This is a genomic window from Rhodococcus sp. JCM 9793, from assembly GCF_055380405.1.
In genome coordinates this window covers 3,776,827-3,801,304 of the sequence record NZ_AP043721.1, presented here as the reverse complement: position 1 = coordinate 3,801,304, position 24,478 = coordinate 3,776,827, and the positions used below count along the sequence as shown (strand labels likewise).

Annotated in this window: 25 protein-coding genes; 13 read left to right on the top strand and 12 right to left on the bottom strand. The window is 66.9% G+C overall.

Going from position 1 to position 24,478, the window contains the following annotated elements; genetic code table 11:
• The first annotated feature begins 29 nt into the window (after positions 1-29).
• Together ACZ46K_RS19655 and ACZ46K_RS19650 are read left to right on the top strand one after the other, a co-directional pair.
• Entirely contained in the window at positions 30-374 is a 345-nt protein-coding gene (locus ACZ46K_RS19655) for a YciI family protein (RefSeq protein ID WP_054807989.1), read from the top strand.
• 4 nt (positions 375-378) lie between these two features.
• Positions 379-1,638: an RNA polymerase sigma factor gene (locus ACZ46K_RS19650; RefSeq protein WP_464744278.1), complete on the top strand. Its 1,260-nt coding sequence runs from the start codon at positions 379-381 to the stop codon at positions 1,636-1,638.
• A gap of 11 nt (positions 1,639-1,649) precedes the next feature.
• On the opposite strand, the gene ACZ46K_RS19645 is transcribed toward ACZ46K_RS19650, so the two are convergent.
• Positions 1,650-2,138, bottom strand: coding sequence for an SRPBCC domain-containing protein (locus ACZ46K_RS19645; protein ID WP_464744276.1), 489 nt, complete (start codon positions 2,136-2,138; stop codon positions 1,650-1,652).
• Between the two features lie 290 nt (positions 2,139-2,428).
• On the bottom strand, positions 2,429-2,620 hold the full coding sequence (locus ACZ46K_RS19640; protein WP_464744274.1) for a hypothetical protein: 192 nt from the start codon (positions 2,618-2,620) through the stop codon (positions 2,429-2,431).
• Positions 2,621-2,723: 103 nt separating this feature from the next.
• Here ACZ46K_RS19640 and ACZ46K_RS19635 point away from each other — a divergent pair, with 103 nt between their 5' ends.
• A complete protein-coding gene (locus ACZ46K_RS19635) occupies positions 2,724-3,674 on the top strand; it encodes a GlxA family transcriptional regulator (protein ID WP_464744272.1) in 951 nt (316 codons plus the stop codon).
• A gap of 14 nt (positions 3,675-3,688) precedes the next feature.
• Here ACZ46K_RS19635 and pgl read toward each other — a convergent pair whose 3' ends face one another.
• The 5 genes from pgl to tkt are packed head-to-tail and all read right to left on the bottom strand — an operon-like array spanning position 3,689 to position 10,139.
• Entirely contained in the window at positions 3,689-4,444 is a 756-nt protein-coding gene (gene pgl / locus ACZ46K_RS19630; RefSeq protein ID WP_464744270.1) for a 6-phosphogluconolactonase, read from the bottom strand.
• The gene (opcA, locus tag ACZ46K_RS19625) at positions 4,437-5,345 is read right to left on the bottom strand and encodes a glucose-6-phosphate dehydrogenase assembly protein OpcA (protein WP_464744268.1); all 909 of its coding nucleotides are present in this window, start codon (positions 5,343-5,345) and stop codon (positions 4,437-4,439) included. The genes pgl and opcA overlap by 8 nt, the downstream gene beginning before the upstream one ends.
• Entirely contained in the window at positions 5,342-6,883 is a 1,542-nt protein-coding gene (gene zwf / locus ACZ46K_RS19620; RefSeq protein ID WP_464744266.1) for a glucose-6-phosphate dehydrogenase, read from the bottom strand. The genes opcA and zwf overlap by 4 nt, the downstream gene beginning before the upstream one ends.
• 2 nt (positions 6,884-6,885) lie before the next feature.
• Entirely contained in the window at positions 6,886-8,031 is a 1,146-nt protein-coding gene (tal, locus tag ACZ46K_RS19615) for a transaldolase (protein ID WP_464744264.1), read from the bottom strand.
• Positions 8,032-8,036: 5 nt separating this feature from the next.
• Positions 8,037-10,139, bottom strand: coding sequence for a transketolase (gene tkt, locus ACZ46K_RS19610; RefSeq protein ID WP_464744262.1), 2,103 nt, complete (start codon positions 10,137-10,139; stop codon positions 8,037-8,039).
• Positions 10,140-10,350: 211 nt separating this feature from the next.
• Here tkt and ACZ46K_RS19605 point away from each other — a divergent pair, with 211 nt between their 5' ends.
• The gene (locus ACZ46K_RS19605; RefSeq protein WP_464744260.1) at positions 10,351-11,328 is read left to right on the top strand and encodes a heme o synthase; all 978 of its coding nucleotides are present in this window, start codon (positions 10,351-10,353) and stop codon (positions 11,326-11,328) included.
• A gap of 79 nt (positions 11,329-11,407) precedes the next feature.
• On the opposite strand, the gene ACZ46K_RS19600 is transcribed toward ACZ46K_RS19605, so the two are convergent.
• Positions 11,408-12,373: a quinone oxidoreductase family protein gene (locus ACZ46K_RS19600; protein ID WP_464744258.1), complete on the bottom strand. Its 966-nt coding sequence runs from the start codon at positions 12,371-12,373 to the stop codon at positions 11,408-11,410.
• A 22-nt stretch (positions 12,374-12,395) separates the two neighbouring features.
• Here ACZ46K_RS19600 and ACZ46K_RS19595 point away from each other — a divergent pair, with 22 nt between their 5' ends.
• Positions 12,396-12,737 (top strand): hypothetical protein, encoded by a 342-nt coding sequence (locus ACZ46K_RS19595; protein ID WP_464744256.1) that lies wholly within the window; start codon positions 12,396-12,398, stop codon positions 12,735-12,737.
• Between the two features lie 73 nt (positions 12,738-12,810).
• Here the strand turns inward: ACZ46K_RS19595 and ACZ46K_RS19590 are convergent, their stop codons facing one another.
• Genes ACZ46K_RS19590 through mptB form a run of 4 tightly spaced genes read right to left on the bottom strand, consistent with a single transcriptional unit; the run spans position 12,811 to position 17,311 of the window.
• Positions 12,811-13,776, bottom strand: a complete 966-nt coding sequence (locus ACZ46K_RS19590; protein ID WP_464744254.1) for a COX15/CtaA family protein — start codon at positions 13,774-13,776, stop codon at positions 12,811-12,813.
• A gap of 57 nt (positions 13,777-13,833) precedes the next feature.
• A complete protein-coding gene (locus tag ACZ46K_RS19585) occupies positions 13,834-14,634 on the bottom strand; it encodes an ABC transporter permease (protein WP_464744252.1) in 801 nt (266 codons plus the stop codon).
• Positions 14,631-15,575, bottom strand: coding sequence for an ABC transporter ATP-binding protein (locus ACZ46K_RS19580; protein WP_464744250.1), 945 nt, complete (start codon positions 15,573-15,575; stop codon positions 14,631-14,633). The genes ACZ46K_RS19585 and ACZ46K_RS19580 overlap by 4 nt, the downstream gene beginning before the upstream one ends.
• On the bottom strand, positions 15,572-17,311 hold the full coding sequence (gene mptB, locus ACZ46K_RS19575; RefSeq protein WP_464744248.1) for a polyprenol phosphomannose-dependent alpha 1,6 mannosyltransferase MptB: 1,740 nt from the start codon (positions 17,309-17,311) through the stop codon (positions 15,572-15,574). The genes ACZ46K_RS19580 and mptB overlap by 4 nt, the downstream gene beginning before the upstream one ends.
• Before the next feature lie 119 nt (positions 17,312-17,430).
• On the opposite strand from mptB, the gene ACZ46K_RS19570 reads away from it, so the two are divergent.
• The 8 genes from ACZ46K_RS19570 (at position 17,431) to ACZ46K_RS19535 (ending at position 24,465) form a co-directional block, all read left to right on the top strand.
• On the top strand, positions 17,431-18,174 hold the full coding sequence (locus ACZ46K_RS19570) for a helix-turn-helix transcriptional regulator (protein WP_464744246.1): 744 nt from the start codon (positions 17,431-17,433) through the stop codon (positions 18,172-18,174).
• A 100-nt stretch (positions 18,175-18,274) separates the two neighbouring features.
• A complete protein-coding gene (gene sufB, locus ACZ46K_RS19565; protein ID WP_054807034.1) occupies positions 18,275-19,723 on the top strand; it encodes a Fe-S cluster assembly protein SufB in 1,449 nt (482 codons plus the stop codon).
• Entirely contained in the window at positions 19,724-20,950 is a 1,227-nt protein-coding gene (gene sufD, locus ACZ46K_RS19560) for a Fe-S cluster assembly protein SufD (RefSeq protein WP_464744244.1), read from the top strand. It abuts the gene before it with no gap.
• A 52-nt stretch (positions 20,951-21,002) separates the two neighbouring features.
• Positions 21,003-21,803 (top strand): Fe-S cluster assembly ATPase SufC, encoded by an 801-nt coding sequence (sufC, locus tag ACZ46K_RS19555; RefSeq protein WP_054807033.1) that lies wholly within the window; start codon positions 21,003-21,005, stop codon positions 21,801-21,803.
• Positions 21,804-21,807: 4 nt separating this feature from the next.
• The gene (locus tag ACZ46K_RS19550; RefSeq protein WP_054807032.1) at positions 21,808-23,064 is read left to right on the top strand and encodes a SufS family cysteine desulfurase; all 1,257 of its coding nucleotides are present in this window, start codon (positions 21,808-21,810) and stop codon (positions 23,062-23,064) included.
• Entirely contained in the window at positions 23,064-23,543 is a 480-nt protein-coding gene (gene sufU, locus ACZ46K_RS19545; protein ID WP_054807031.1) for a Fe-S cluster assembly sulfur transfer protein SufU, read from the top strand. Before ACZ46K_RS19550 ends, sufU begins: the two co-directional genes overlap by 1 nt.
• Positions 23,540-23,950: a metal-sulfur cluster assembly factor gene (locus ACZ46K_RS19540; protein WP_054807030.1), complete on the top strand. Its 411-nt coding sequence runs from the start codon at positions 23,540-23,542 to the stop codon at positions 23,948-23,950. The genes sufU and ACZ46K_RS19540 overlap by 4 nt, the downstream gene beginning before the upstream one ends.
• Positions 23,947-24,465 carry a MarR family winged helix-turn-helix transcriptional regulator gene (locus ACZ46K_RS19535; protein WP_464744242.1) on the top strand — a complete coding sequence of 173 codons (519 nt, stop codon included), beginning with the start codon at positions 23,947-23,949 and terminating at the stop codon, positions 24,463-24,465. Before ACZ46K_RS19540 ends, ACZ46K_RS19535 begins: the two co-directional genes overlap by 4 nt.
• Positions 24,466-24,478: the final 13 nt, after the last annotated feature.

Below are 24,478 nucleotides of genomic sequence, written 5' to 3'. Positions count from 1 at the left end.
GCCGCACAATCCCTCATAGGAGAACCGTTGTGAAGTACATGTTGATGATCTACGCAGACACCGGCTCGGACATCGAGCCCACCTGTGACTTCGAGGACTGGCAGCAATACGACAAGGACTTGAAGGAGGCGGGCGTCTTCGTCTCCGGACATGCCCTCGAAGACCTCGTCACCGCCACCTCCGTCAGGGTGGACACCGACGGCCGCCGCAGCATCACAGATGGTCCGTTCGCAGAGAGCCGTGAGGTTCTCGGGGGATACGACGTCATCGACGTCCCGAATCTCGACGTCGCACTCGACTGGGCGGCACGCTGCCCGGGGTCGCGGGACGGCGGCCGAGTAGTGGTGCGGCCCATCGCCGAGTTCGGGGCGTAGAACCGTGACCGACCCGGACACCTCCGTCGACACCGCGCTGCGGGTCGAGGTGGTGTTCCGGGAGGAATACAGTCGGCTGCTCGCAGCGCTCGTCCACCGGTTCGGCGACCTCGACCTTGCTGAGGAAGTCGCGTCCGAGGCAGTCGAGGCGGCCTTGGTGCACTGGCCGGTGGACGGCGTCCCGGACCGACCCGGGGCGTGGCTGCTCACCACCGCGCGGAGGCGCGCACTCGATCGCCTCCGCCGCGATCGCACCTACGCCGATCGGCTGGCGATCCTCGCGGTGGAATCCGAGAGATCCGAACCCGTCCCGATCCCTGTCGGGAACGACCTGCCCGATGACCGGCTCGAACTGTTCTTCGCGTGCGCGCATCCCGCGTTGTCGCCTGACGACCGCATCGCGCTGATCCTGCGGTGCCTCGCCGGATTGAACACCGGCGAGGTCGCGCGCGCCTTCCTCGTCCCTCACAGGACCATGGCCCAGCGGATAGTTCGGGCCAAGAACAAGATTCGCGGTGCGCGTATCCCGTTCCGTGTGCCGCGACGCGATGAGCTGCCCGAGCGGATCCCGGTGGTGCTCAGCGCCGTGTACTCGATCTTCACCGAGGGATACGCTGCAAGCGCCGGCGACACACTGCAGCGCCTGGACCTTGCGGAGGAAGCGCTCCGGCTGGCCCGGATCCTGCACCGGCTGATGCCGTCGGAACGCGAGGTGACCGGACTTCTCGCCCTGATCCTGCTCGTGCACGCCCGTCGTGAGGCACGCACCGACCCGTCGGGTGCGCTGGTGTTGCTCGCCGACCAGGACCGCACCCACTGGGACCGACCGATGATCGACGAAGGCCGGGACCTCGTCGAGCAGGCGTTGACGGGTGGCCGTCCCGGCCCCTACGCCGTGCAGGCAGCGATCGCGGCGGTCCACGACGAGTCGGAGCGAGCAGACGACACCGACTGGCCGCAGGTCGTGGCGCTCTACGACGTGCTGGGCGCACTGGCGCCGTCGCCGATCGTCGCGTTGAACCGCGCGGTGGCGGTGGCGATGCGAGACGGCCCCGCTGCGGGACTCGCGCTGCTCGATGATCTGGCCGAGGAACCGACGCTGCGCGATCACCACCCGTATGCCGCGGCACGGGCCGAACTGCTGTACGGCCTCGGTCGCCACGAGGAGGCCGCCGAGTCGTATCGGCGCGCGCTGGGCCTCGCCGGTACCGCGCCGGAACGTCGGTATCTGGAGATGAAACTCAGCGAGATCACCCTGCAGTGAGGTCGCGAGAATCACCGGTATTCGTCCGCGAGATCCGGATACTCGTCCCACCGCGGGAGTCGAGACCCGAGCAACGCGGCCTCGAATCGGTCGAGGTAGTACTGCCAGCCGGGGCCGATCTCCCCGACCTGCGACCGTGGCACGTGTCGATGGGAGAACTCGACGGTGGTGACCCGACCGACCGAGTGCAAGGCGACCTCGAGCAACCATCCGTCGATGTCGACGACGAACCCTGTCGGGGGAGTGCACTTCACCACCCGCACATCGGTGGTGCTGGTGTCGTGCTGGTCGGTCATGGTCAGTCGAATCCATCCCGTCATGGGATCGCCGGTGTACGAGCCATACCATCGCGACAGCGATTCGGGGTCGGTCAGAGCTCTCCACACCTCGCCGAGCGAGCGGACGACGACTCGTTGGTACTTCAACGTGACCAGGTTCGAGCCGTCCGGGCAATCCTGCTCGGGCCGAACCACTCCGGGGGTGGTCGTCGGAGTGCTCATCGTGACGCTCCTCTCCCGCATTCAGAATGTTGTGCTGGACCCATTGTCGCGCAGTGTGCCGGGGCTGCGGTGACCTATTCGACGCGAGAGGGAACCGTTCGGGCCTTCGCCGCGTCGAACTTGACGAGAGGAAATCACGCGGCGACAGGCCGCGGCAACCACGTGAGGAGCCCGACGCATGGATCCACGCACGGCGCGATGTGTACCGACCAGGTCACCACTGCGGACCCTGCGCGCAACGAGCGGTCCGCGTTCCCTGACGCAGATTCGTTGCGTGCACGTGGGAGGGGCTACGCCGCAGCCTCGGTCGGGTCAGGACGACACGGACCGGAACGGCCCGGAGGAATGATCGGCGGGCAGTCGTCCTTCGCTGCGCGTGCGAGGTGGGCCGGCGGAATGGGAACACCGTGACGAATTCGGGTCGCGGCGTCCAGACCCGCGAGGAAGTCACGCAGATTCGAGATCATCGAGTGGGAGCTCATGGACATGCCTCCTTGTGGTCACTGCTTCTGGCACTCCTGAGCACACCACTGTCGGTTCAACGGAAACAGTGGCAGCAGTGCCAGTCATCGGTAAGATCTGGTCATGACGCATGTGGTGGCGCTCCCGGTGTACGACGGCATGACGCTGCTCGAATACGGTGCCGTGGTCGAAGCTCTGGGATTTCGGTGGTCCGAGCTACCCGAGCTCGACTACGAACTGCGCACCTGTGGGCCGGAGACGGGCGTGTCCACGCTCAGTGGCGCTGCGCTCGTCCCGCAGTTCCCGATGGAGGCGATCGCCGACGCCGACACCGTCATCGTGACGGGCGTCCGCGATGCCTACCACGATCGCTGTGCCGAGTGGGCAGATCTGCTCCGCGGTGCCGCAGCACGCGGTGCCCGGATGGTGTCGGTGTGCACCGGTGCGTTCGCCTTCGCCGAGGCAGGGCTCCTCGACGGTCGCAGGGCCACGACCCACTGGCGGCACGAGCACCTCATGAGGTCCGTATTCCCGGCTGTCGACCTGAATATCGCGGCCATCGTCGTGCGGGACGGTAACTTCCTCACCAGCGCCGGAGCATCCGCGGGCCTCGATCTCAGTATCGCGCTCATTCGAGACGACCACGGGGTCGAGCGGGCCAACGACATCGCCAGGCGGTTGGTGGTGACCCCGCATCGCCATGCAGATCAGTCCCAGTTCGTCGACGTCGACCGAGTTCAGGTGCGCGACGACCCTGCCTTCACGCGCATGCTCGACGCGGTCGGCGACGAAGTCGGCCGCCCGTGGACGGTTCAGGACCTTGCCGACGAAGCGAATCTGTCGCCGCGCACACTCCACCGGAGATTCCGCGCGTACACGGGGTTCTCACCTTTGGACTGGGTTGTCCGCCAGCGCATTCGAGCGGCGATGTCGCTGCTCGAATGCACCGATCGGCCGGTCGAGGCGATCGGGCGCGCAACCGGATTCGATGCCGCGGAAACCTTTCGCTACCACTTCAGGCGTGTCGCAGGGACCAGCCCGCGCGACTACCGCATGAGCTTCCGCGGAGCGTGAGACCGAGCGGACGATCAGGACTTCGGAAGGTCCGCTGCCGCAGCAGGATCGACGAACCACACCGTCCGCTCGCGGCCCCGTGCACCCGCCGCGGGGACGTCGTGCGGATCAGCGCCACCGACCGCCGCTGCCACAGCTTCGGCCTTGGCCTCACCGGTGACGAGCAGCCACACCTGTCGCGCGCGCTGAATCGCGGGCAACGTCAGCGTCACCCGCGCGGGTGGGGGTTTCGGGGAATCGTCGAGGCCGACCACGAACCGGGTGTCCTCACGCACCGCATCCGTCTGCGGGAACAACGAATTGATGTGCCCCTCGCCGCCCATGCCGAGCAGGTGCACATCGAAGGTGGGGACGGTGCCGTCGGGGGAGTGCTGCGCGAGCACCTCCGCGTAGCGAGCAGCGGATTCCTGCGGGGTGGTGCAGCCGTCCTCACCGAGCGCCGGCATCGCGAGGACACGCGACGGGTCGATGGGTACGAGATCGAGCAGCGCGGCTCGGGCCTGGACCTCGTTGCGGTCGGGATGGCCGGGCGGCAGGAACCGCTCGTCGCCGAAGAACACGTTCACCGCCGACCAGTCGATGCCGCCCTGAGCGCGGCGGACATACTCGAGCACCGCGATGCCGGTGCCCCCGCCCGTCAGTACAACCGATGCCTGCACACGCTCCCGCTGCGCGGCGACGGTCGCCTCGACGAAAGCCGCTGCAGCCGCCTTCGCGACGGCGTCGGCATCGGCGAACTTCGCAACCTCGACAGGACCCAGTTCAGACATATTCCACCTTCGGCAGTTCGGCCAGCGCGGCCTCGTAGATTTCGTCGGGATCGAGGCGTCGAAGCTCCTCTGCGAGACATTCGGCAGAGTCTCGGCGTGCCAGCGTGATCAGCGCGTCGGGCTTGTCGGTGCGCAGCAACGTCGCCACACGACCGTCCTGCGGGCGATCGAGCACGATCGTCTGGGTTTCGGTGTGCAATTCGACGCGCAGCTCACCGACCGCGCGCTGCACCGGGCAGTCGAGCCGACTCGCGAGCCATCCGGCCAGGAGATCGATCGCGACCTCCCCGTGCAGACCCGACACCCTCGCCGAGAGCACCTTCTCGTGCGGCGGCTGGTCCAATGCGGACACGAGCAGTGCACGCCAGTACGTGATCCGGGCCCACGCAAGGTCGGTGTCGCCGGGCCGGTACCCGGTGAGACGTCCCACGATGTCGGCTCGCGGATCGATCGCGTTGGTGGCGTCGGTGATGCGTCGCACGGCGAGCTTCCCGACCGGATCCTCGGCCGGAACGGCAGGGGCCTGATTCGGCCACCACACGACCACCGGGGTGTCCGGAAGCAGGAACGGTACGACGACCGATTCCTGATGGTCGCCGAGTTCGCCGTGCAACGCGAGGATCAGCACCTCGGAGGCACCCGCTTCTCCGGCGACTCGGATCTCCGCATCGAGACGGGGCGGGCCGTCGATGCGCCCCCGACCGATCACGATGACGCGACACGGATGTTCGCGGGACGCGTCGGTCGCCGCCGAGATCGATGCTTCGAGGCGTCGTGCGTCGCCGGCGCACACGATCAAGGTGAGTACGCGACCCTGAGTGACGACGCCACCCGTCCGCCGCAGTTCCACGATCTTCTTGCTGACATCCACGGCGGAGGTGTCGCGCAACTGAACCCTCACGGTCGCCTCCATTCGCGGCCGGAACGGCGCAGCATCTCGTCGGCGGTCGCCGGGCCCCAGGTACCGGACTCGTATCCTTCGGGGCGACCCGACGCCGCCCAATATTCGAGCACCGGATCGAGGATGCGCCAGGACAATTCGACCTCCTGGTCGACTGGGAACAGCGACGGCTCGCCGAGCAGGACATCGAGCAACAACCGCTCGTACGCCTCGGGGGACGACACCGTGAAGGCCTGACCGTAGCTGAAGTCCATGTTCACGTCACGGACCTGCATCTCGGAGCCGGGCACCTTGGACCCGAAGCGCATCGTCACACCTTCGTCGGGCTGGACTCTGATGACGAGGGCGTTCTGACCGAGTTCCTCGGTCATCGTGGTGTCGAACGGCAAGTGTGGTGCGCGTTTGAACACCACCGCGATCTCGGTGACGCGGCGACCGAGCCGTTTGCCGGTGCGGAGATAGAACGGCACACCCGCCCACCGGCGAGTATCGACCTCGAGGGTGATCGCAGCGTAGGTCTCCGTCGTCGAATCGGACGCGAAGCCCTTCTCCTCGAGCAACCCCACAACGGGTTCACCGCCCTGCCAGCCCGCGGTGTACTGGCCGCGTGCGGTGGTCTCGTCGAGCGGCTCGGCGAGGCGGGTGGCGGAGAGCACCTTGATCCTCTCGGCGCGCAACTCGGACGGCGCGAAGCTGACCGGTTCCTCCATCGCCGTGAAGGCGAGCAGCTGAATCAGATGGTTCTGGATGACGTCGCGCGCCGCACCGATCCCGTCGTAATACCCCGCGCGACCCCCGAGACCGATGTCCTCGGCCATCGTGATCTGCACGTGGTCGACATAATGGGCGTTCCAGATCGGATCGAACAGCTGGTTCGCGAAACGCAGTGCCAGGATGTTCTGGACTGTTTCCTTGCCGAGATAGTGGTCGATGCGGAACACCGAATCCTCGGAGAACACCTCACTGACGACGGAGTTGAGGTCGCGGGCACTCTCCTGGTCGTGCCCGAACGGCTTCTCGATCACCACGCGGCTCCACGCACCGTTCTCCGGTTCGGCGAGTCCGGATCGGGACAGCTGCCCGCAGACCACAGGGAACGCGGCCGGCGGAACCGACAGGTAGAACGCGTGGTTACCGCCCGTGCCGCGCTCACGATCGAGCTTTTCGAGTGTGGCCGTCAGTTCCGCGAAGGCGTCGTCGTCGTCGAACGAACCCTGCACGAAGCGGATACCTTCGGCGAGACGCTGCCACACCTCCTCACGGAACGGGGTGCGTGAATGCTCGCGCACCGCGTCGTGCACGACCTGACCGAAGTCCTCGTCGGCCCAGTCCCTCCGGGCGAAGCCGACCAATGCGAACCCGGGCGGCAGCAGACCTCGGTTGGCAAGGTCGTACACCGCGGGCATCAGCTTCCGTCGGGCCAGGTCGCCGGTGACCCCGAAGATCACCAGCGCGCACGGTCCCGCGATTCGGGGAAGTCGACGGTCTCTGCTGTCCCGCAGCGGGTTGACCCACGCCGCCGCGCCGGATTCGCGCACGCTCAGCCCTCCGCGCCCGGAGCGTGCGCGGCCAGCTGCTCGGAGGTGGCCGTCAGCAACTCGTTCCACGACACCTCGAACTTCTCGACGCCCTCGTCCTCGAGCTTGCGGAAGACGTCGGGCAGATCGACACCGATCTTGGTGAGCGCATCGAACACCTGCTGAGCGGCCGCGGTGTTGCCGGTGACGGTGTCGCCGGTGATCTCCCCGTGGTCGGCGACGGCCTCGAGCGTCTTCTCCGGCATCGTGTTGACCGTGTTCGGCGCCACCAACTCCGTGACGTACAACGTGTCGGAGTAGGCGGGGTTCTTCACACCCGTCGACGCCCACAGTGCCCGCTGCGGGTGGGCACCTGCGGTCTCGAGCTGGGTGAAGCGTGCCCCGCCCTCGAACGCCGCCCGGTAGGCCGCGTAGGCGAGGCGAGCGTTGGCGACGCCGGCCTTGCCGCGCAGCGCGAGTGCGGCGTCGGTGCCGATCTCCTCGAGGCGAGGATCGATCTCGGTGTCGACGCGAGAGACGAAGAACGATGCCACCGAACGGATCTGGGACAGGTCGTGACCGGCGGCCTTGGCGGCGGTGAGGCCGTCGAGGTAGGACTCGATGACCCGCTCGTACCGGTCCACCGAGAAGATCAGCGTCACGTTCACGCTGATACCTTCACCGATGACCCGCGCGATGGCCGGCAGGCCGGCGACCGTTGCGGGGATCTTGATGAACAGGTTCGGGCGGTCGACGATCTTCCACAGCTCGATCGCCTGCTCGACGGTCTCGTCGGTCTTGTGCGCGAGCCGAGGATCGACCTCGATGGACACGCGCCCGTCGAGCCCACCGGACGCCTCGAATACGGGGGCGAGCACGTCGCACGCTGCGCGCACATCGTCAGTGGTGACGGCGAGGATCGTGGCGTCGACATCGGTGCCCGACGCGGCGAGTTCCCGGACCTGAGCGTCGTAGGCGTGACCCTTCGACAGCGCAGCCTGGAAGATCGACGGATTGGTCGTCACGCCGACGATGCTGCGGGTGGCGACGAGCTCGGCGAGGTTGCCGGACTCGATGCGTTCTCGCGACAGATCGTCGAGCCATACCGACACGCCTTCGGCGGACAGCTGTGCCAATTTCTCGTTCTGGGTGGAAGTCTGTTGGGTCATCGGGGTCATCCCTTCACACGGGTGAGCGAGCGGCGGGCGGCGTCGACGACGGCCTCGGCGGTGATGCCGAACTCGCGGTACAGGGTCTTGTAATCGGCGGAGGCGCCGTAGTGCTCGAGCGAGACCGGCTCGCCGGCATCACCGAGGAGTCGGTACCACGGCATTGCGAGGCCTGCCTCGACCGAGACGCGGGCCTTGACCGTCGGGGGCAGTACCTCGTCGCGGTAGGCCTGGTCCTGCTCGAGGAACCAGTCGAGGACAGGAACCGACACCACTCGTGTCGGGACGCCGTCGGCCTCGAGCGTGTCGCGTGCGGCGATGGCCAGCTCGACCTCGGAACCGGTCGCGAGCAGCACGACCTCGGGGGATCCGTTGGACGCCTCGGTGAGGACGTAGGCACCACGGGCGACGCCCTCGGCGGCCTTCTCGCGGGTGCCCTCGAGTACCGGCACGTTCTGGCGGGTCAGGGCGAGTGCGGTGGGGCCGGTGCGGTTCTCGAGCGCCGACTTCCACGCGAACGACGTTTCGTTGGCATCCGCGGGGCGGATCACGGCGAGGTTCGGGATTGCCCGCAGCGCGGTGAGGTGCTCGATCGGCTGGTGGGTCGGGCCGTCCTCTCCGAGACCGATCGAATCGTGCGTCCACACGTAGATCGCCGGGGTCTGCATCAGCGCAGCGAGACGCACCGCGGGACGCATGTAGTCGGAGAACACGAGGAAGGTGCCACCGTAGGGGCGGGTGGGGCCGTGCAGCGCGATGCCGTTGAGGATCGACCCCATGGCGTGCTCGCGGACACCGAAGTGCAGGGTGCGGCCGTACGGCTGAGCCGTCCAGTCCTTCGTGGAGATGGACGCCGGGCCGAACGACTCGGATCCGGAGATCGTGGTGTTGTTGCTGCCCGCGAGGTCGGCGGAGCCGCCCCACAGTTCGGGCAGGATCGGGCCGAGAGCAGCGAGTGCCTTACCCGACGCGGCACGCGTGGCAGGACCCTTCTCGACCGGCTCGTAGGTGGGAAGCGCATCGACCCAGCCGTCGGGGAAACTGCCCTCGTGCAGACGATCGAACAGTTCCTTGCGTTGTGGCTCACGTGCGGCCCACGCATCGAAGTCTGCCTGCCAGGCCTCGCGGACCTTGGCGCCGCGATCGACGACACGACGGGTGTGTTCGATCACGTCGGCCGCGACATCGAAGCTCTTCTCGGGGTCGAACCCGAGGGCGGTCTTGACCGCGGCGACTTCGTCGGCGCCGAGCGCGGCACCGTGCGCATCGCCACTGTTCATCTTGGTGGGGGCGGGATAGCCGATGATGGTGCGCACAGAGATGAACGACGGACGGTCGGTGACGGCCTTCGCGTTCTCCACGGCCTCGAGCAGCGCGGAGACGTTCTCGCCCCCCTCGACGGTCTGCACGTGCCAGCCGTACGCCTCGTAGCGCTTCGCAACATCCTCACCGAGGGCGATCGCGGTGTCGTGCTCGATGGAGATCTTGTTGTCGTCGTAGAAGACGATCAGATTGCCGAGTTCCTGCACCCCGGCGAGCGAGGACGCCTCAGAGGTGACGCCCTCCTCGATATCGCCGTCGGAAGCCACCACATAGATGTAGTGGTCGAACGGGCTCGAGCCCGATGCGGCTTCGGGGTCGAACAGGCCACGCTCGCGGCGGGCTGCCATTGCCATGCCCACGGCGGAGGCGAGTCCCTGACCCAGCGGGCCGGTGGTCATCTCGACACCGGCGGTGTGTCCGACCTCGGGGTGTCCGGGCGTGAGCGAACCCCAGGTGCGCAGCGACTCGAGGTCGGCGAGTTCGAGGCCGTAGCCGGACAGGTACAGCTGCACGTACAGCGTCAGGCTGGAATGACCGCAGGAGAGCACGAAGCGGTCGCGGCCGACCCACGCTGGGTCGGTCGGGTCGTGTCGCAGTACACGCTGATACAGCGTGTACGCCAGCGGAGCAAGGCTCATTGCGGTGCCCGGGTGCCCGTTGCCGACCTTCTGCACGGCGTCCGCGGCAAGAACCCGCGCGGTGTCGACGGCCTTGGTGTCCAGGTCGGTCCAGTCGGTCGGATGGACCGGCTGGGTAAGGGTGCGGATCTCGTCTGTGATCGACACGAGCAGAAGTCTCCTGACATGGGTGTACGGGGTGCCGACGGGCGTGAATGCCCCACGCGCTCCTCCAGACTAATGCCCGGTGGTGAGTGGGTCGATTCGGTGCGCAGGTGGCTGCGGTCTACCATCGTCCGTAGTAGTGGCGCGTCCGAAAGACCGGGCGACCGTGAGCGGGCGAGCGAAGGTGCGTAGTCGCGTGGTGCAAGGAGACAGTGTGCGAGCAGGGCGGCGACCGGGCGGTCACGGCTTGGGCGCCCCGGACGTTCCCGCCACACCGCGACCGGATACCGCGTGGGGTCGTTTCACCGGCAGGGTGCTCGCCTATATCGCGTTGACCAAGCCGCGAGTGATCGAGTTGCTGCTCGTGGCGACGATCCCCGCGATGTTGTTCGCCGACCGCGGCAGCGTCGACATCGTCCTGATCCTGAGCACCCTGTTCGGTGGGTGGATGGGTGCTGCGAGCGCGAATGCACTCAACTGCGTCGTCGACGCCGACATCGACAAGGTGATGAAACGCACGGCGCTGCGGCCTCTTGCGCGTCAAGCGGTCCCGACCCGCAACGCCTTCGTGTTCGGTGTGGTGTTGGGACTCGCGTCCTTCCTGTGGTTGTGGTGGCGCGCGAATCTCCTCGCCGGCCTGTTGGTCGTCGTGACCATCGCGTTCTACGTGCTCGTCTACACGATGGTGCTCAAGCGCCGCACATGGCAGAACGTCGTGTGGGGTGGTGCCGCAGGGTGCATGCCGGTCATGGTCGGCTGGGCCGCGGTCACCGGGTCGCTGAGCTGGGAACCGATCGTGTTGTTCCTGGTGATCTTCTTCTGGACCCCGCCGCATACCTGGGCGCTCGCGATGCGCTACAAGGAGGACTACAAGGCGGCCGGGGTGCCGATGCTCCCGGTGATCGCCACCGAACAGCACGTCACCAAGCAGATCCTGTTCTACACGTGGGCGACGGTCTTGGCGACGCTGGTCATCGTTCCTGCGGCCGGTCTCGTCTACGCAGTGGTCACGGTGCTGGCGGGGGCGTGGTTCCTGTATGTCGCACACCAGCTCTACAACAGCGTTCGCGGCGGCGCGTCGGTCAAGCCACTCAAGCTGTTCCTGCAGTCCAACAACTACCTTGCCGTCGTATGCCTCGGCCTGGCCGTCGATTCGGTGCTGGATCTGCCGACCATCGCGTCGTACTTCTGACACCTTTCCCGCGACGATTCTCGCTTCCCGCGCTGGTAACGACCATCGCGGGAAACAAGAACCATCGCGGGAAGTTCTTTTACGGGAGCAGCACGATCGAGCCGGTCGTGCGGCGCGACTCGAGGTCGGTGTGTGCCCTGGCCGCGTGGGCGAGGGGATATGTCGCGCCGACCCGAATGTTCAGCGTTCCCGCTGCGATCGCCGCGAACACGTCACCGGAGCGCCACAGCAACTCCTCACGGGTCAGCGTGTGGTGCGCCAATGTGGGACGGGTGACGAACAATGACCCGGCCGGGTTGAGACGCTGCAGATCGAACGGGGGCACCGGACCGCTCGCGGCCCCGAACAGCGCGAGGGTGCCCCGGATGCGCAGCGATGCCAGCGACGCCTCGAACGTCGAGGCACCCACCCCGTCGTACACCGCGGCGACCCCATCGCCGCCGGTAAGTGCCCGGACCTGCTCGGCGAGGTCGTCGTCGTACCGCAGGACCTCGGCGGCGCCGGCCTCCCGCGACAAGGTCTCCTTCTCGTCCGTCGAGACCGTGGTGATCACCCGGACGCCTTTGGCGATGGCGAGCTGCGTGAGGAGCAGTCCGACCCCACCCGCTCCCGCGTGCACGAGTACGGTGTCGCCCGGCTGAGCAGGATAGGTCGATTCGATCAGATAGTGCGCCGTCATTCCCTGCAACAGCACCGCCGCGGCCTGTTCGACGGGAACGGCGTCGGGGACGGGCACTGCGACGGTGGCCGGGACACGGACCAGTTCGGCGTACGAGCCCGGCGCCGCACACCACGCGACACGCTGACCGACGGTGACGTCGTCGACGTCGGAACCGACGGCCACCACCGTTCCGGTGCCTTCCGAGCCCGGGACGTGCGGCAGTTCCGTGCCGTACAGGCCGGTCCGGAAGTAGGTGTCGATGAAGTTGACGCCGATCGCGTCCGTCCGAACGAGCAGGTCGCCGGGGCCGGGTTCGGGGTCGGGGAGTTCGGCCGGGACGAGGACTTCCGGGCCACCGTGCTGTGCCACTTGTATTGCGCGCATACAGCCACAGTATTCTGCAGTCATGAGCGTCGAAATCCAGACCGCGCCGGCACCGGCCGACATCGTCTCGTCCCTCCGCAGCTTCGTCGCCGAGCACGGCAAGACCGCCACGGCGGTCATCCAGCCCATCGGGTACGTCGGTGTGCGGATCACCGTCGTCGCCGAGGACGGCGTTCTCGGTGATCGTGTGGTCGCCGATCTACCGACCGCCCACGCGGTGGTCGAGGCGCTGCCGAACGTCACCGTCTCAGGATGGGAGCGTGAGGTCACCAGCATCGCCACACCGGCCCGGGGACACTGGGAGAAGATGGCCGGCTGGGTCGCGAAGCAGACCCGCTTCCCGAAGGCCCGCAACGAACGCTGAGTGCACCGCGTAGATCCGACACTTCGGCCGCCCGAGATCATCGGGCGGCCGAAGTCGTATCTGTGGAGGCGGCTCAGGCAGTGACAGGCTCGCGGTCGGGCGCGTTGGTGCGGATCAGACCTGCAGCCCACACAGCAGCGGTGGCAGCGGTGCACAGACCCGCGCCGGCGACGTGCAACACCACGAGCAGGGCGGGCACGTCCGTCCAGAACTGGACCAGACCGATCGAGGACTGTGCAACGACGAGTGCCAGCACGACCTTGAGACGCAGTTTCACCGCGTTGGTGGTGTGCACCGCGTACACGGCGAAGGTGAGTCCGACCAACAGGGCCAGGTAGGCGACGAGCAGTTCGGCATGCAGGTGCACGAGTGTGGTGATGTCGATATCCAGGCGAGGCACAGGCCGGTCGAGGCTCTTGTCGCCGGCGTGCGGACCCGCTCCGGTGACCATTGTGCCGGCGATCAGAACCCCGGCGAGCGTGACACCCGAGAGCGCGGTCAGCCATCGCAGCGGCTGGGGGAGCGTCCGTACTACGACACCGTCGTCGGGTTCGCTGACCTTCGAGAAGAGCACGGTAGCGAGCCAGACCATCAGCATCGACACCAACAGATGGATCGCAACGGTCCACCACAGCAGACCGGTCAGGACGGTGATGCCACCGATGATCGCCTGCAGCACTGTGCCCGCCGGCATCAGCCACGCCCAGGCGATCACCTCGCGGCGGCGACCCGCGCGCGTCACCGCGAGCACGATCGCGGCCGCGACGATCACCACGACAAAGGTGAGCAACCGGTTCCCGAACTCGACGATCTGGTGCAGCGTGTTCACGCCGCTGGACACCCCGACCGGCACCAGCGACCCGGGGAAACACTGCGGCCATGTCGGGCACCCGAGCCCGGACGCGGTCACGCGTACCACCGAGCCGGTGACGGCGATGCCGCCCTGCACCACGATCGACAGGAACGCAATGATCTTCTGCGTCCGAAGAGATGGCAGGGGCAGACGGTCGACAAGACTCAGATAGCCGCGATACAGCACGGACACGATAGTACGACCCCGTCCACTACAGCCTGTAGTTGGGTAGTTCGGCGTCTCTCAGGTGAACCGGAACCAGCGGGCGGCAGCCGCGCCACCGATCAGGGCCCACACCGCCATCACCACGATAGACAACCAGTCCACCCCACCCGCGATCGCGGAGTCGAGCGCCAAGGTCAAGGCGCCCGACGGGACCAGGCGCACCACGTGCACGAGTGCCTCGGGGATCACCTCGTCGAGGAGGACGACACTGCCGATCCCGAGAAGCACGAACCACACGATATTCGCGAGCGCCAGCACGATCTCCGCGCGCATCGTGCCGCCGAGAAGCAGTCCGAGCGTCGCGAACATCACCGTGCCGAGCGCGATGACCACCGCTCCGATGACCAACCCCACGACACTCGGGCGCCAGCCGAGCGCCAGTCCGATAGCACCCAGGAGAATTGATTGCATCACCACTACGATCCCGACCGCAGCGCTCTTACCTGCGATGATTCCCCATTTCGGGAGGGCGGTCGCACCGATTCTTTTCAGTGCACCGTATCTGCGGTCGAATCCGACGGCGATTGCCTGTCCGGTGAACGCGGTGGACATCACCGCCACCATCATCACCGCGGGCAGGACCCGCTCGACGCGGGGGTCGCCGAGGTCGCCGATGGGCAGCAGAGTGAGTCCGATCAACAAGGTGATCGGGATGAACATCGTCAGCAGAAGCTGCTCGCCGTTGCGCAGCAGCAGCGTCAACTCCATCCGGGTCTGTGCCACGAGCATCTTCGCGGCCGCGTTGGGTCGCGGATCCGGCGTGAACGTGCCGGGGGTGAATCGATTGTCGACCAGGCGGTCGCGGGGCGTCACACTCAACCTCTCAGTTCCCGTCCTGTGAGTTCGAGGAACACGTCCTCGAGGCTGCGCTGATCGACGCGGATCTCGGTGGCGAGCACACCTTGCTCGGCGCACCACGCGGCCGCCGCGGCGACTATGGTCGGATCGATATCGCCTTCGACGAGATAACGACCGGGCAGAGCTTCACGTACCCGGTAGGGGTCCGCGAGAGAAGTCCGCAATGCAGCGACGTCGAGGTCGGGTGGTGCCGACAGCCACAGCTGACCTTCCGCGCCGATCCGGGTGACCTCCTCGGGAGTGCCCGCGGCGACGACCTTGCCGTGATCGATGATGACGATCTCGTCCGCGAGTTCTTCCGCTTCGTTCATCAGGTGAGTGGTGAGCAACACGCTGACCCCGTCGCGGCGCAGGGCATCGATCAGTTCCCACACCAGCAGCCTCGCCTGCGCGTCCAATCCGGCGGTGGGTTCGTCGAGGAACACAAGTTCGGGGCGGCCGACGAGCGCGCACGCCAACGCGAGGCGCTGCTGTTGCCCACCGGAGAGTCGCCGGTACGGGGTGCGGCGGGAGTCCTCGAGTCCGAGGCGCTGCAACAGCCAATTCGGATCGAGAGGGTCGGCGGAGTAGGCCGCCACAAGATCGAGCATCTCCCCGGCCTTGGAACCCGGGTAGGCGCCGCCGCCCTGCAACATGACCCCGATCCGTGGCCGCAGGAGGTCGGACTGGGTGATCGGGTCGAGCCCGAGAACGCGGACGGTGCCCGCGTCGGGGGTGACGAACCCCTCGCACATTTCCACTGTGGTGGTCTTACCGGCACCGTTGGGGCCGAGCAGAGCGAGTACCTGAGCGGGTTCGACTGTCAGGTCGAGCCCGTCGACTGCGGTCACACCCCCGAACTTCTTGACGACGCCGTCCAGACGCACAGCGGGAGCCGCACCTGCGGCAGATTTCGAGGTCACGGGTTTCCAGCGTAGGCGTCGACGCTTTCTGTGGGTCGCGCTGGTACGTGATCCTCGCCGCGCCACGGCAGTAGATTGCGGGTCGCGATGATAAGGAGACCGGCGACCACGACCGTGGCGATGGCCGCCTGCACGATGATGAACGGTTGATATTCGCCACCGTTGGGCATCAGGATCACGCTGACCACCGATGAGAACACGATCGTCGGGACGCGGAAGATCGGCCGGGTCGCCCACGCAGCCAGCGGAATCACCGCCCACAGCAGGTACCACGGCTGGACCACCGGGAACAGCAGCACGATCGCGCCCAGCGAGACACCGAGTGCTCCGACGGGGTGCAAACGACCGGTCAGGACGGCCAGCAGCATGCGCACAGTGATGAACGCCGCCACCAGTGCGGCGATAGGCCGTGTGATGGACAACACCGCGGTCGTGTGGTCTCCGAGGCCGAGCAGGACTCCGGCCAGACCGGTGCCCACCCCGAGCAGGGTCGGGATCGACATCCAGCTGCGGACCTCGGTCGCGGTGCCCAGAGTGTGTGTCCAGCCCAGGCCGAGGCCGCTGCCCCAGCTGATGAGGGCGATCACCGCGAGTGCGACGACACCGAGCGCCGCCGCTGCCGTGAGCACCGAGCGCACCGATCCGCCCCGTTTGCGAGCCAGCGCCATGCCGACGAAGCCGAGCGCGAGCAGTGACGGCACCTTGATCATCGACGACAACGCGATCACGGACGTGCCCGCCGCGAGCCACGCGACGACCTGCCACCGCGGCGTGCAGTCGGTGTCGCTGTAGACCCCGCGCAGCGCCAGTTCGACACCGGCGAGCATGAGCCCGAGCATCAACGCTTCGTTGTGGATCCCCGCCACGAGGTGGAACAGCAGCAGCGGATTCGCGGCACCGAGCCACAGCGCGCTCACCGATGCCACACCGCACCTCCGCGCGAGGCGGGGCAGGGCCCACACGATCAGCGCGACGCCGAGCAAGGCGAGCAGCCGGTGCACGAAGATGCCGGCGACAATGTTTTCGCCGGTGAGGAACGTGACCTTCTCGCCGAGCCAGATGAAAGCGGGTCCGTACGGTGCGGAGGTGTCGCGCCAGATATTCGGCACCGTCCTGGTCAGGACGTGATCGACGCCGAGCGCACCTGCCGGGCCGATGCCGTACGGGTCCATGCCGCGTGCGGCGATCTCGCTCTGTGCGAGATAGGAGTACACATCCTTGCTGAACATCGGCGGCGCGACGATCAGCGGAAGGATCCACAACAGCAGGGTGCGGTCGAGCTGCGACCGGGTCAGCCGGCGCGGTTGCCCGTCGGGGTCGCGGCGTCCGATCGCGAAACGCCCGAGCAGCAGCCAGGCGAGGACGACGAGCACCGTTCCCGTCATGGTCAGGGTCAGTGCGGCGCTGGGCATCCGGGCGGCGAGCCCGAGTGCGCGGACACCTTGCACAGGGTTCTGAAGCACGGGCTGTGCACCGGCACCGAGTGCGCCGACGGCCATGAGGACGGCGCCGGTCGCACCGAACAGTCGGATGCGGTGCAGCTGGACGGTCTCTGTGGCATCGAGCCCGCGTCCTTCTGGTTCGTCGCCGTGCAGGACGGCGGCGACGTCGGGGCGTGCGCCGCGGCCGTCGAGGCCGAGAGCTCTCTGTGCGAGCGTGAGCGCGCGGGTACCGATGCCGGTTCCGCCGGCGGTGCGATCCGAGGGCGAATCGGGTTCGGGTGAAGTCGACGGCACTCAGGAAGCGTAACGGGCGTGTGGAGACCGCCCGGACGTGTCCGGTGTGGGGCTTGTTCCCACGGTGAGGAAGGGCACCCTTGGTGGACCGCCGTGCTGAATTCCGTCACACTGGTGTTGTGAAAAGCCCGTCGGAGTTCGTGGAGCAAGTGGAACGCGCAGGTCAAGCGCCTGCCGCGGGTTCCGCGCGCCCCGCGACCGGACGCGAGCATCAGGAAGGCCAGACCCGCGCTGCGGTCGTACAGCTGCTGGTCGAGAACGGACCGATCACCGCAACCGGCATCGGCGAGCGGCTCGGTCTGAGCGCAGCGGGGGTGCGCCGCCACCTCGACGCCCTCATCGAATCGGGCGAGGCCCAGGCGGTAGTGCCGCCGCGCGCGAAAACGCGTGGTCGCGGCCGACCCGCCCGGCGCTTCCAGCTCACCTCCGTCGGCCGCGCCCGACTCGGACACTCGTACGACGACCTCGCCGGGGCTGCAATGCGCCACCTACGGGAACTCGGTGGCTCGGCCGCAATCGAAGATTTCGCGCGTCGCCGGGTCCAGTCCATCGTGGGCGGGATCGAACCCGTCGAATCGGACGACGAGATCGACACGGTGGCCGACGAGATCGCCGAGGCATTCAGTGCAGCGGGATTCGCGGCCTCGACACGTCGGGTCGGCACCGGCGTGCAGATCTGTCAGCACCACTGCCCGGTCTCTCATGTCGCCGAAGAGTTTCCCGAACTGTGCGAGGCGGAACAGGACGCATTCGTCCAACTGCTCGGCAGCCATGTGCAGCGTCTCGCGACGATCGCCAACGGCGACGCATTCTGCACCACCCACGTGCCGGTCGTCCCGGTCAAGGAGCCGCCGAGCCCGTGACCCGCCGAGAACTGCCAGACAACAGAAACACCAGACAGCCCGAAGTTCGCCCGTCGGTACAGCCCGCGCCGACATCCACCCCACTCCGGAAGGAGCCCGCATGACCGTCACATCGGACCAGACGTCCGGCGCCGGTACACCGCTGACGCAGGAAGAGGCCATCGACTCGCTCGGCCACTACGAATATGGCTGGTCGGACTCGGACGCGGCCGGTGCGGTGGCGCAACGCGGCCTCTCCGAAGACGTCGTCCGCGACATCTCCTCGAAGAAGAACGAGCCCGAGTGGATGCTCGACATCCGCCTCAAGGCGCTGCGTACCTTCGACAAGAAGCCGATGCCGGTGTGGGGTTCGAATCTCGACGGGATCGACTTCGACAACATCAAGTACTTCGTGCGTTCCACGGAGAAGCAGGCGGCGAGCTGGGACGACCTGCCCGACGACATCAAGAACACCTACGACAAGCTGGGCATCCCGGAAGCCGAGAAGCAGCGCCTCGTCTCGGGTGTCGCCGCCCAGTACGAGTCCGAGGTCGTCTACCACCAGATCCGCGAGGACCTCGAGGCACAGGGCGTCATCTTCCTCGACACGGACTCGGGCCTGCGCGAGCATCCCGAGCTGTTCCGCGAGTACTTCGGCACGGTGATCCCGGCCGGCGACAACAAGTTCTCTGCGCTCAACACCTCGGTGTGGTCGGGTGGCTCGTTCATCTACGTCCCGCCAGGTGTCCACGTCGACATCCCCCTGCAGGCCTACTTCCGGATCAACACCGAGAACATGGGCCAGTTCGAGCGCACGCTGATCATCGTCGACGAAGGTGCGTCCGTGCACTACGTCGAAGGCTGCACCGCACCGATCTACAAATCCGACTCGCTGCACTCCGCGGTCGTCGAGATCATCGTCAAGAAGGGCGGCCACTGCCGCTACACGACGATCCAGAACTGGTCGAACAACGTCTACAACCTGGTGACGAAGCGCACCAAGGTCGAGGCGGGTGGCTCGATGGAGTGGATCGACGGCAATATCGGTTCCAAGGTGACGATGAAGTACCCCGCCGTCTGGATGATGGGCGAACACGCTCGCGGTGAGGTGCTCTCGGTCGCGTTCGCCGGCGAGGGCCAGCACCAGGACACCGGCGCGAAGATGCTGCATCTTGCGCCGCACACCTCCTCGACGATCGTGTCGAAGTCCGTCGCGCGCGCCGGCGGCCGTGCGTCCTACCGCGGCCTCGTGCAGATCAACAAGGGCGCCTACGGTTCGAAGTCGACCGTCAAGTGCGATGCGCTGCTCGTAGACCAGATCAGCCGCTCCGACACCTACCCGTACGTCGACATCCGTGAGGACGACGTGACGATGGGCCACGAAGCGACCGTCTCCAAGGTCAGCGACGACCAGTTGTTCTACCTGATGAGCCGCGGACTGAACGAGGACGAGGCGATGGCGATGATCGTGCGCGGCTTCGTCGAGCCCATCGCCAAGGAACTGCCGATGGAGTACGCACTCGAACTCAACCGGCTGATCGAACTGCAGATGGAAGGGGCAGTCGGCTAAATGACTGCGGAAGCGAAGAACATTCCCACCACCGGCGAGCCGGCTGTCCGCAACGGCGTCCAGGACGCTGTTCGCGGTGAGAACCGCACACCGGCTGTCAATAAGGGCGAGGTGTTCACGTCGTTCGACGTGAACGCCTTCGAGATCCCCGGCGGCCGCGACGAGGCGTGGCGATTCACCCCGCTGCGCCGGCTGCGTGGACTGCACGACGGTACCGCCGTCACCGACAGCGTCGCGACCATCGAGGTAAGCGATGTCGAGGGAGTGCAGGTCGAGATCGTCGGCCGTGACGACACCCGACTGGGTCAGGGCGGCGTGCCGTTCGACCGGGTCGCCGCGCAGGCGTACTCGTCGTTCGAGACGGCGACGGTCCTCACCGTGGGTCGCGAGGTCGAGGTCGCCGAACCCGTCACCATCACGGTCACAGGTCCGGGCGAAGACCACGTTGCCTACGGGCATGTGCAGATCCGTCTCGACGCGTTCGCGCAGGCCACTGTCGTGCTCGATCAGAAGGGCAGCGGCACCTACGCGGAGAACATCGAATTCGTTCTCGGCGACAGCGCGCAGCTGAGGATCGTCGCGATCCAGGACTGGGCCGACGACGCCGTGCACGTCGCAGCACACCATGCCCGACTCGGACGCGACGCCGTGCTGCGGCACTTCACCGTCGGGCTCGGCGGCGACCTGGTGCGCCTCTCGGCGACCACCAAGTACGACGGCCCCGGCGGCGACGCCGAACTCCTCGGCCTGTACTTCGCCGACGCCGGACAGCACCTCGAACAGCGTCTGCTCGTCGATCACTCGCAGCCGCACTGCAAGTCGAACGTCGTGTACAAGGGTGCGCTCCAGGGCGACCCGGATTCGGGTAAGCCCGATGCGCGCACCGTATGGATCGGTGACGTGCTCATCCGCGCCGAGGCCGAGGGCACCGACACCTTCGAACTCAACCGCAACCTCGTGCTCACCGACGGTGCACGTGCCGACTCGGTCCCGAACCTCGAGATCGAGACCGGCGAGATCGTCGGCGCCGGACACGCCTCGGCGACCGGACGCTTCGACGACGAGCAGCTGTTCTACCTGCGTTCCCGCGGTATCCCCGAGGACCAGGCCCGACGGCTCGTCGTGCGCGGCTTCTTCCATGAACTGCTCGAGAAGATCACCGTGCCCGAGGTCCGCGAACGCCTCGAAGCCGCGGTCGAGGCCGAACTCGCTGCGGTCGGCGTCTGACACGCCGCCCCGCCGTTACTCCCATTGACTTTCGAAGGAATTCAGTAGACCGATGTCCAGCCCCCAGAACGTCCTCGAGATCAAAGACCTGCACGCACGCGTCGCCCAGACCGACGCGAATGCCGAGCCGATCGACATCCTCAAGGGCGTGAACCTCACCGTCCGCTCCGGCGAGACCCACGCGATCATGGGCCCGAACGGTTCCGGTAAGTCCACGCTGTCGTATGCGATCGCCGGACATCCCAAGTACGAGGTCACTTCCGGTTCGATCACCCTCAACGGCGAGAACGTCCTCGAGATGAGTGTCGACGAGCGGGCCCGTGCCGGCCTGTTCCTCGCCATGCAGTACCCCGTCGAGGTGCCGGGTGTGTCGATGTCGAACTTCTTGCGCACCGCCGTCACCGCCGCACGGGGCGAAGCACCCAAGCTTCGTCACTGGGTCAAGGAGGTCAAGGAGGCGATGAGCGAACTCGACATCGACGCTGCCTTCGGTGAGCGCAGCGTGAACGAAGGCTTCTCCGGCGGTGAGAAGAAGCGCCACGAGATCCTGCAGCTCGGACTACTCAAGCCGCAGATCGCGATCCTCGACGAGACCGACTCGGGACTCGACGTCGACGCGTTGCGTGTCGTGTCCGAGGGCGTCAACAAATACCGCGAACGCGAGCACGGCGGCGTCCTCCTGATCACCCACTACACGCGCATCCTGCGCTACATCAAGCCGGAACATGTGCACGTGTTCGTCGGTGGACGCATCGTCGAGTCCGGTGGACCCGAGCTCGCCGACGAACTCGAAGCGAACGGCTACGAGCGCTTCACCGCTGCTGCAGCGACGGCAGACACCCAGGGAGCGTGACCGTATGACGGTACCGGTGCGGACGTTCGACGTCACCCGGATACGGGAGGATTTCCCGATCCTCGCGCGCACGGTGCGCGACGACAAACCGCTGGTCTACCTCGACTCGGGGGCGACCTCGCAGCGTCCTGTGCAGGTGCTCGACGCCGAACGCGACTTCCTCCTCACGTGTAACGCCGCGGTACACCGCGGCGCCCACGCATTGTCCGAGGAAGCGACCGACGCGTACGAAGGTGCACGCGCTGTCCTCGCTTCGTTCGTCGGCGTCGATACCGACGAGGTGGTGTTCACCAAGAACGCCACCGAGTCGCTCAACCTCGTCACCTACGCGTTCGCCGACGCGAGATTCGTGCACCGGCTCGGCCCGGGCGACGAGATCGTCATCACCGAACTCGAGCACCACGCCAACCTGGTGCCATGGCAGGAACTGGCCCAGCGCACGGGGGCCACCCTGCGCTGGTACGGCGTCACCGCCGACGGGCGTATCGACCTCGACTCGCTCGAACTCACCGACGCGGTCAAGGTCGTGGCGTTCACCCACCAGTCCAACGTCACCGGTGCGGTCGCCCCGGTCGAGGAAATCGTCCGACGCGCGAAGGCGGTCGGCGCGCTGGTGGTGCTCGACGCATGCCAGTCCGTGCCGCACATGGCGGTGGATTTCCGCGCACTCGGTGTCGACTTCGCCGCGTTCTCCGGACACAAGATGCTCGGACCGTCCGGCGTCGGCGTCCTGTACGGGCGTCGCGCGCTGCTCGCCGAGGTACCGCCGTTCATCACGGGCGGATCGATGATCGAGACCGTGACGATGGACGCGACGACGTTCGCAGCGCCGCCGCAACGATTCGAGGCCGGCTCGCCGATGTCGTCGCAGGCCGTCGGTCTGGGCGCTGCCGTGCGCTATCTGCAGGACATCGGCATGGACGCCGTCGCAGCGCACGAACACGAACTGACTGCTGCCGCGTTGACCGAACTCGGCGGCATCGGCGGGCTGCGTATCATCGGCCCGACCACCCCGGAACAACGGGGAGGCGCGGTGTCGTTCGTCGTCGACGGTATCCATGCTCACGACCTCGGACAGATCCTCGACGACGAGGGCGTGGAAATTCGCGTCGGACACCACTGCGCGTGGCCGCTGCACCGCCGATTCGGGGTCGCCGCTACCGCACGTGCGTCCTTCGCGGTGTACAACACGCTCGACGAAGTGACCGCGCTCGGCGCCGCGATCCGTCGCGCACAGGACTTCTTCGGGGTGCGTGGCTGATGCGAATGGAACAGATGTACCAGGAAGTGATCCTGGACCACTACAAGCGCCCCCATCACCGGGGCCTGCGCGATCCGTATGGCGCGGAAGTGCACCACGTCAACCCGACGTGCGGCGACGAGGTGACGCTGCGAGTGAATATCGACGAGGGTGTCGTCGCCGACGTGTCCTACGACGGTCAGGGCTGCTCGATCAGCCAGGCCTCGACCTCGGTCCTCACCGATCAGGTGATCGGCATCCCCGTCGAGGAGGCGCTGGCGACCGTCGCGAGTTTCGCGGAGATGGTCGGCAGCCGCGGCACCGTCGAAGGCGACGAGGATGTACTCGGCGACGGTATCGCTTTCGCCGGCGTGGCGAAATACCCGGCGCGGGTCAAGTGCGCGTTGCTGGGCTGGATGGCGTTCAAAGACGCGGTCGTGCAGATCGCCGACAGCACGAGCGACGACGAAACCGTTTCGAGCGGAGGACAGAACAGATGACCGAACCCGCCCCCGACACCGCTGTCGGCGACACCCAGCAGGCTACCGACGAGGCGGCCTCCACCTTGGTGGCCGACACGGCACCACCGATGGACCCCGTGCGTCTCGACGAACTCGAGGAGGCGATGCGCGACGTGGTCGACCCAGAACTGGGCATCAATGTCGTCGATCTCGGACTCGTCTACGGAATCTCGGAAGCCGACAAGGCTGTCACCGTCGACATGACGCTGACCTCGGCCGCATGCCCCCTCACCGACGTGATCGAAGATCAGGCCCGCGGCGCGCTGGTTCGCAGCGGATTGTGCGACGAGTTGCGCATCAACTGGGTGTGGATGCCGCCGTGGGGCCCTGACAAGATCACCGACGACGGGCGTGAACAACTGCGCGCGCTCGGTTTCACGGTGTGACCAGTACGGAAACCTCCGAATCGGCGGATTCGTCGTCGGCTTCATGGCCGGCGGCGGCCGCCGATTCGGTCTCTGGGACCGATCCGATTCTCGGACTGGAACAGGGCCTGGTGATCTTGTGGCGCCGGGTCCGCGGTCTGATCCGCGATCGAGCCGCGGCGGTGCATCCCAAACTCGATCCGGTCTGTTATCCGATGCTGATGATGCTGCGCCGCGCCGACGCCGTAGCGATGGCAGATCTACATGCAGACCTCGGCATCGAGAAATCCACTCTCACCCGCCGGATCGACAGCACGGTTCGGCTCGGACTGGTCGAGCGGACCCCCGACCCGAACGATGCGCGTGCGCGTCTGCTGGCGCTGACCCCGTTGTGCCGAGAACGGCTCAGCGAACTCGAGTCGGTGCAGACCGAGCAGTGGCGCACCCGATTATCGGATTGGGACAGTACGGACATCCGTCGACTCAGCGAACTCCTCGGTCGTCTCGGCGACTCGATCGAAGGCCACGACAGCTAGATCGGCGCCGACC